The sequence below is a fragment of the Microbacterium sp. genome, assembly GCF_011620715.1.
Taxonomy (GTDB): domain Bacteria; phylum Actinomycetota; class Actinomycetes; order Actinomycetales; family Microbacteriaceae; genus Microbacterium.
In genome coordinates this window covers 11,196-18,706 of record NZ_WOYP01000097.1, presented here as the reverse complement: position 1 = coordinate 18,706, position 7,511 = coordinate 11,196, and the positions used below count along the sequence as shown (strand labels likewise).

General features: G+C 69.4%; 8 protein-coding genes and 1 tRNA gene. 2 read left to right on the top strand and 7 right to left on the bottom strand.

Annotated elements, in window-relative coordinates; genetic code table 11:
• Positions 1-14 precede the first annotated feature (14 nt).
• The 7 genes from QZV84_RS09695 to galU all read right to left on the bottom strand — a co-directional run bounded on the left by QZV84_RS09695 (position 15) and on the right by galU (position 6,553).
• Positions 15-1,061: an ABC transporter ATP-binding protein gene (locus QZV84_RS09695; protein WP_292828911.1), complete on the bottom strand. Its 1,047-nt coding sequence runs from the start codon at positions 1,059-1,061 to the stop codon at positions 15-17.
• Positions 1,058-2,608 (bottom strand): iron ABC transporter permease, encoded by a 1,551-nt coding sequence (locus QZV84_RS09690; RefSeq protein ID WP_292828909.1) that lies wholly within the window; start codon positions 2,606-2,608, stop codon positions 1,058-1,060. Before QZV84_RS09690 ends, QZV84_RS09695 begins: the two co-directional genes overlap by 4 nt.
• Positions 2,608-3,657 (bottom strand): extracellular solute-binding protein, encoded by a 1,050-nt coding sequence (locus QZV84_RS09685; RefSeq protein WP_292828907.1) that lies wholly within the window; start codon positions 3,655-3,657, stop codon positions 2,608-2,610. The genes QZV84_RS09690 and QZV84_RS09685 overlap by 1 nt, the downstream gene beginning before the upstream one ends.
• Positions 3,658-3,906: 249 nt before the next feature.
• Positions 3,907-3,979 (bottom strand) — tRNA-Ala (locus QZV84_RS09680).
• A 67-nt stretch (positions 3,980-4,046) separates the two neighbouring features.
• Positions 4,047-4,934: a large exoprotein gene (locus tag QZV84_RS09675; protein WP_292828905.1), complete on the bottom strand. Its 888-nt coding sequence runs from the start codon at positions 4,932-4,934 to the stop codon at positions 4,047-4,049.
• Between the two features lie 78 nt (positions 4,935-5,012).
• Entirely contained in the window at positions 5,013-5,642 is a 630-nt protein-coding gene (locus QZV84_RS09670) for a GNAT family protein (RefSeq protein ID WP_292828903.1), read from the bottom strand.
• Between the two features lie 23 nt (positions 5,643-5,665).
• The gene (gene galU / locus QZV84_RS09665; protein WP_292828901.1) at positions 5,666-6,553 is read right to left on the bottom strand and encodes a UTP--glucose-1-phosphate uridylyltransferase GalU; all 888 of its coding nucleotides are present in this window, start codon (positions 6,551-6,553) and stop codon (positions 5,666-5,668) included.
• Positions 6,554-6,647: 94 nt separating this feature from the next.
• Here galU and QZV84_RS09660 point away from each other — a divergent pair, with 94 nt between their 5' ends.
• Both QZV84_RS09660 and QZV84_RS09655 read left to right on the top strand, forming a co-directional pair.
• On the top strand, positions 6,648-7,244 hold the full coding sequence (locus QZV84_RS09660; RefSeq protein WP_292828899.1) for a 5-formyltetrahydrofolate cyclo-ligase: 597 nt from the start codon (positions 6,648-6,650) through the stop codon (positions 7,242-7,244).
• Positions 7,245-7,260: 16 nt separating this feature from the next.
• A partial coding sequence (locus QZV84_RS09655; protein WP_292828915.1) for an FmdB family zinc ribbon protein occupies positions 7,261-7,511 on the top strand: 251 nt, incomplete at its 3' end.

The following is a 7,511-nucleotide window of genomic DNA, read 5'->3' as shown; positions in this document are numbered from 1 at the left end:
ATGACCCCCGCCTCTCAGGACGGCGCTGCGGGATACGCCACGCCGATGCCGCTTGCCTGCGCTGCCGTCACGTCCCCGACTGCGGGCACGGAGTCGGCGTGCACGCGCGCGAGCAGCGACCGACCGTCCGTCGTCGACAGCTCGACGATCGCGTCGTGCCCGCCGTAGCGAACACGCGTGACGCGCACGGAGATCCCCTCCGGGCCGAGCGTGAGCTGCTCGGGCCGGAGCATCACCGACACCGGCCCGACGGCATCCGAGGTCAGCGACACCTCGCCGAGCGGCGTGGTCGCGCGACCCCCCTGGGCGATGCCATCGAGGAAGTTCGCCTCTCCGAGAAACGCAGCCGTCCACGCGGATGCCGGGCTTCGGTAGGCCTCGAACGGAGTGGCTTGCTGCACGGTGGCTCCCTCGCGCATGACGATCACCGAATCGGCCACGAGAAGTGCTTCACCCTGATCGTGGGTCACGAGCACCGCGGTCACTCCGAGCCGCCGCAGCATCGCCGCGAGGTCGTCACGGAGTTCGGCACGCAGCTGCGGATCCAACGCGGCGAACGGCTCGTCGAGCAGGAGGAGATCGGGCTCGGCAGCCAGGGCGCGCGCGAGGGCGACGCGCTGAGCCTGGCCACCTGAGAGCTGGTCGGGGAATCGACCGGCGAGGTCGCTGAGACCGGTCAGTTCGAGCAGCTTCTCGGGAAGCGGCGAACGCTGGGCACGTCGACGCCCCCCGCCCCACCTGGAACCTCCGAGTCCGAACGCGACGTTCTGCGTGACGGTGAGGTGCGGGAACAGCGATGCCGCCTGCGGAACCCATCCCACGCGCCGACGTTCCGGCGCCACGAACGTCGAGCCGTCACTGAGCGTGGTCTCGTCGAGCTGGATGCGGCCGGCCACAGGTCGCACCAAGCCGGCGACCGCTCGCAGCAGAGTGGACTTGCCGCATCCGCTGGGTCCGACGATCACCGCGAGCGCGCCCTCGTCGACCTCGATCGCGACATCCTGAAGCACGCGATGCCCGCCGAGGTCGACGGCCAGGGCGTCGACGGTCAGCCTGCTCATTCTTCCCTCCCTTCCGAAGTTCCTGTCGAGATGCGTTCGCTCCGCGGCGAGAGCAGTACCGCCGGCACGGCGGCCAGAAGGACGAGCGCAAGCGCGTACGGCACGGCAGCTCCGTACGCGGCGATGTCAGTCTTTGCCCAGAGCTCGATCGCGAGGGTGTTGGTGCCTGTCGGTCGCAGCATGAGTGTCGCGGGAAGCTCCTTCATCGCTGTCACGGCGATGAAGAGCGTCGCCACGACGATACCGGGCCGCGCGAGGCGGGCGGTGATGTGCCACCACCGACGAAACGCCGAGTAGCCGAGCGTGCTGGCCACTTCTTCGAGTTCGCGGGGTACGCGCTCGAAGGACGAACGGATCGTACCGATCGCTTTGGGCAGGAACAGCACACCGTAGGCGAACGCCAGCATGACGGCGCTCTGGTACAGCGCCGGGACCGCGAGGAGCGAAAAGAACACCAGCCCGAGTCCGACCACGATGCCGGGCACAGCGAGCGGAAGCGACCCGGCGCCCTCGAGAATGCGGGCCGCGCGCCCCGGGAAGCGTGCCGAGATCGTGGCGATCGGCAGGGCGAGCAGCACGGCGATCACCGCGCCGGCCGCGGAGAGGGCGATCGTGTTGCCGGCAGCCTGCGCCAGCCCGACGACGTCGACCTCGCGCACGGCCTGCGCGCTCCACAGCCGGGCGAGGAGACTCGTCAGGGGCACGCCGACGGCGAGAACGGCAGGCAGCGCGAGGACCACAACAGCGAGCGAGGTGTACGATCCCCAGTCGACCTTCGCGCGGGCGTCCGATCGCGCGACCGACGTCTCGCGCGCAGGGCGCAGGCGCCGATCCAGCAAGAAGATCACGAGGGCGATCGCGACGAGGACTGCTGCGAGCACTGCGGCATAGTTGCGGTCGAACGACGCGCCGTATGCCTGGTGGATCGCGGTGGTGAGCACGGGGAACCGGAACAGCGCGACTCCACCGAAATCGGCGAGAACGTAGAGGCAGACCAGCAGGGCACCGGCGACGGCGGAACTGCGGATGCCGGGCCAGACGACCGCGGTGAAGGTGCGCACCGGACCGTAGCCGAGAGTGCGGGCGACCTCCGCGAGCGTCGCGGACGTGCCACGCAGCGCGGCCGCAACGGGGAGCAGCACGTATGGCGTGGTGACCACGGTGAGCACGAGCCACGACGGCCAGAAGCCGTTGACTCCAGGAAAGGCCGCGAGCCAGCCGAACGCCACGAGATACGACGGCACGGCCAGCGGCAGTACTGCGACCACAGCCAGAACCCGCGGAAAGGGGATGCGGACGCGACTGAGCACGAGGGCACCTGCCACGCCGACAACGGTCGAGGCGATCGTGACGGATGCCGCGAGCAGCAGGGTGTTGACCAGCAGCAGCCCCAGCCTCGGGCGGGCGAAGACGGCCAGTACGCCGTCGAGTCCGGCATCCGCAATCCGCACACCCAGGTAGATGAGCGGGATCGCCGCGAGCAACGCCGAGAACCCCGCGACCGCGATCAGCGGCAGCGGGGCCCTCGTACGAACGGCGGCGGACATCAGATGAGGCCGTGCGCCACCAGGAGCTCTTGCGTCTCGGTGAGCGAGTCGAGATCGCTCAGGTCGAGCTCCGGGTTGACCAGGCTCTCGAGTGACGGCAGGCCCTCGGGCGCGTCGATGCCCGGAACGAGGGGGTATTCGTACGTCTCCTCGACGAAGTACGTCTGACCGGCATCCGAGAGGAGGTACTCCACGAAGGCGAGTGCGTCGGGGTCGCCCTCGGCGCCGGCGAGGATCGCGGCACCCGTCACGTTCACGATTCCTCCCGGGTCGCCGGGTAGGAACTTCAGCTGCGCCCGCATGTTGTCGGCACCGACCTCAGACGCCGCTTCGAACCAGTAATAGTGGTTGATCAGACCAAGCCGCGCGGCTCCCGTGTTCACCAGCTCGAGCGAGTCACCGTTGCTCTCGGTCAAGACCGGTTCGTTGGCGGCGATGCCGGCGACCCATGCCTCAGCTGCAGCTTCGCCTTCGAGAACCCGGAGTCCAGTCACGAACGACTGAAAGCTCGCGTTCCCGGGGGCGAACGCCACCTGGCCGCTCCATTCGGCGCCGGTGAGGTCATCCGTCGAGTCGGGGACATCCGCCTCATCGAGCTGCTCACCGTCGTACGCGATCACGCGAGCACGGCCGGTCACGCCGACCCAGCTGTCGTCGGTGCTGGTGAAGCCTGCAGGAACTGCATCCGCGATCTCTTCGGGAAGCGTCGATGACAGCCCGGCCTCGGTGATCGCACCCAGGGCACCGGCATCCTGCGACAGGAAGACCTGCGCGGGCGACCGGTCGCCCTCTTCGAGCAGGAGCGCGCTCATCTCGCCTGTGGATCCGTAGCGCACCTCCACCTCAATGCCGGTCTCAGCCGTGAACTGTTCGATCAGCGGAGCGATGAGCTCCTCGCTGCGTCCGGAGTAGAGGACGAGCGACTGGTCCGACTCGGCGGAAGCATCGGGAGCAGCGGTCCGCTCCGGAGCGGCAGCGGTGCAGCCAGTGGCAAGGAGGGCAAGCGCTGCGAGCGTTGAGCCGGTGGCGATAAGTCTGCGGGCGGGCATGATGTGGAATGCTCCCTTCAAAGAGGTTAGGACAGCCTTACCTTATTGCTTTCCCATTCCAACTTCAAAGTGATGACGGTCGATGGATGTCCAGGTCCAATCACCGAGGCATGAGACGCAGCCATGAGGTAGCCGCTCCGCTGAACTTCGCGCGTCGGACTCCGCTGTCGGGCGCGGGGGCCCGGTCCGGCATGGGGTGGCCGACCCGACAGAATGGGGCCGACCAGCCGGTCGGCCCCATTCATTCGGTGGACCTGAGGGGACTCGAACCCCTGACCCCCTCGATGCGAACGAGGTGCGCTACCAGCTGCGCCACAGGCCCGTGAGCCTCCGACAGGCTATCACGCCGTCGGAGAGCGCCCATGACCGCCCGCCCTCACGGAGGCTGGTCAGCCGACGCGACTGGCCAGAAGCCGGCGCACGTGCGCTTCGATCTCGGCGTCGTCGATCGGTCCTGTGCGGACGAATTCGGATGCCGCAGCCGTACGCCGCGCGGTGCGCGCGGTCGCGATCGACGGCGGCTGCAGGTCGGCGGCGCTCTGACGCGCGGCGTCTTCCAGCGCCGCCTGGCGCAGCGCCTCGCGGGCGGCGGCGGCGTCGAGCACGGCGGCGGCGCGCGAGCCCGCCGACACGGTCAGCGGACGCGGCAGTGTGCGAGGTGCCCAGCCGCGCCGGTCGCTTGCGAGGGCGACATCCTGCACGCTGCCGGCCGCGTGAGTCGCGGCATCCGTCGTCACCGCGACGCGCGCGACTGCGCGGGCTCCGACGCGCGTCATGCGCCGCAGGAGCAGTGCGCAGACGGCGGCCACGCCGACAGCCGACCAGAGCAGAAACTGGGAGCCGGTCGTGACCACCTGCCACCCGCCCCATACGGCGACCGCGACGGCGACCAGGGCGACGGCGGTGAGGGTCAGCCGGGTGCGGCGTCGCGCGCGGGCGCGACGGGCGGCAGGGGTCGAGCGCGCCGCCGCGCGTTCGTCGCGAGCTCGCTGCAGATCGCTGCGCGCCTGCTCGAGGGCGGTGTGCTCGCGCTCGGCCATCGCCCGGCGTGCCAGCTTCTGCTGGGCCATGGCCGTTCGGGCGTTCAGCTCGAGCCGCACCTCCTGCGGGGTCTCACTCGTCTCGGCGAGCACGCGCAGCGCCTGATTGAGGCGCACGGCATTGCGCTCGGCGGCGTCGAACTGCCGGCGGCTGTGCCACGACGGGAGCAGGTACACCAGCCACAGGAGCACGGCGACGAGCACGATGACTCCCCCGCCCAGCACCTGCTCACCCATGGCGTCCACGGTAGGCGACCGCATGCTCACCCCCCGGCATCCCGGCGCGTGTCGTCCAGGCCCGAGTGCGGCCCGCGTTCAGCCGCGCAGACGGTCGCTCGGAGGCACGGTCGCGGCATCCTGCGGCGCTCGACCCTGCACCCACCGCTGCAGCACCCCTTCTGGCACGTCTTCGCGGGTCAGCGCGAACGCATAGTGGTCGCGCCAATCGCCGTCGATGTGGATGAAGCGGCGACGCAGTCCCTCGTAACGGAAGCCGAGCTTCTCGACCACGCGCAGGCTCGCGTGATTCTCGGGCCGGATGCAGATCTCCATGCGGTGCAGCCGCATCTCGTCGAAGCACACATCGGTCGCCAGAGCCACCGAGGTCGTGGTGATGCCGCGCCCCGCGAAGCGCTCGCTCACCCAGTAGCCGATCGTCGCCGAGGCGAGCGATCCGCGGGCGATGCCCCACACGTTCAGCTGGCCGGCCAGTTCGCCGTCAGCCTCCATGACCAACGGCACTCCCGTGCCGTCGCGATACTGCTGCAGCAGCCGGCGCACGCCGGCCCGCATATCGAACGAGACCGGGGCGTCGGGGCTGGTCGCCTCCCAGGGCCGCAGCCAGGCGCGGTTCGACAGCAGCTCCTGCTGGATCAGCCGCGCATCCCGCGGGCGCACGAGCCTGATCGCCACGTTCTCATGCCGACGAGGAGTCGTCAGATCCACGACACACCCCCGAACGAGCGGCGCTAGAGAGTCGCCGCGAACTCTTTGAACCAGGGTCGCAGCTCGGGTCCGAGATCCTCACGATCCGCGGCCAGCTGCACGATGGCCTTGATGTAGTCCACCCTATCCCCGGTGTCATACCGGCGGCCACGGAACACGACGCCGTACACGCCCGGGCCATCGGGATCCGCGGCAAGTTCCTGCAGCGCGTCGGTCAGCTGGATCTCGCCGCCTTTGCCGGGTTCGGTGCGCTCCAGGATGTCGAAGATGACAGGGCTGAGCACGTACCGGCCGATCACGGCGAGGTTGGATGGCGCGTGTTCGGGCTGGGGCTTCTCGACCAGTCCGGTGACGCGCACCACATCCGGGTTGTCGGTCGGCTCGACCTGGGCTGCGCCGTACATGCCGATGTGGGCGGGGTCGACCTCCATGAGCGCGATGATCGCCGCGCCGGTCCGGTCGTGCTCGGCGAGCATGGTGGTCAGCAGCGGGTCGCGCTCGTCGATCAGGTCATCGCCGAGCATCACCGCGAACGGCGAGTCGCCGACGTGGGCGCGGGCGCGCAGCACCGCGTGGCCGAGCCCTTTCGGGTCGCCCTGGCGCACGAAGTGCATGTCGGCCATGTCGCTCGAGGCCATGACGCGCTGCAGGCGATCGGCATCGCCCTTGTCCTTCAGCTTGACCTCCAGCTCCGGCACGGAGTCGAAGTGGTTCGAGATCGCGTTCTTGTTGCGCCCGATGATGACGAGGATGTCGGTGATGCCGGCGCGAGCGGCCTCTTCGACGACGTACTGGATCGCCGGCTTGTCGACGACGGGAAGCATCTCCTTCGGCATCGCCTTCGTGGCGGGCAGAAACCGGGTGCCGAGGCCCGCAGCGGGGATGACGGCCTTGAAGGGCTTGTGGGACATTCCTCAACACTACCGACGGCACCTGCGCACGCCGTGCCGGGCACGCGCCTTGCCCCCAGCCGGGCGGTGTGGCAATCGCGCCTAGAATCGATGTATGTCCGACCCGATCGCCGCCGCGAAGCGCGCCCAGCGCGCGGAGCTGCGCGAGCGTCGGCAGCTGCTCTCGGAGTCGGCACGGGATGCCGCGGCCGAAGGCATCGCGCGGCAGCTCGATGCGCTCGTGGACTCCCTCGGCGTCCGGTCGATGTCGTGCTTCCTCTCCACGACGACCGAGCCCGGCACCCGCGAGTTCGTAGAAGGGGCAGTGCGGCGCGGCATTCGCGTGCTGCTGCCGGTGACGCGGACCGACGGCTTGCTGGACTGGTCGGTCGCCACCCCCGACCTCGACATCACCGAAGGCCTTTTCGGGTCGCCCGAGCCTGTCGGCGAGCTGCTCGGCCCGATCGCGGTAGGCGACGTCGACCTGCTGGTGATCCCGGCGGCAGCCGTCGATGGCACCGGCATGCGACTGGGGTGGGGCCGGGGCTACTTCGACAAGACCATCGGCTCGATGGAGGGCTGCCCGCCCGTCTACGCCGTGATCTACGACTCCGAACTCGTCGACGAAGTGCCCGCCGATGTGCACGACCAGCCGGTCACCGGCGTCGTCACACCGACCAAGACCGTCCTCCTCGCGCCCGTCGGGCGCTGACCGCACGAAAGAGCACATGCCTACCTACGCCTACGCCTGCAAGCAGTGCGGCCACCGTTTCGACGCGGTGCAGTCCTTCGCCGAACCCACACTCACCGAATGCCCCGAGTGCGGTGGAGAGCTGCGCAAGGAGTACGGGTCGATCGGCGTGACCTTCAACGGCTCGGGCTTCTACCGCACCGACTCGCGCGCGGCCGAGAAGAAGGCGTCGGACTCGTCGTCCTCTTCATCCGGTTCGTCCTCTTCTTCATCCGGTTCGTCCTCTTC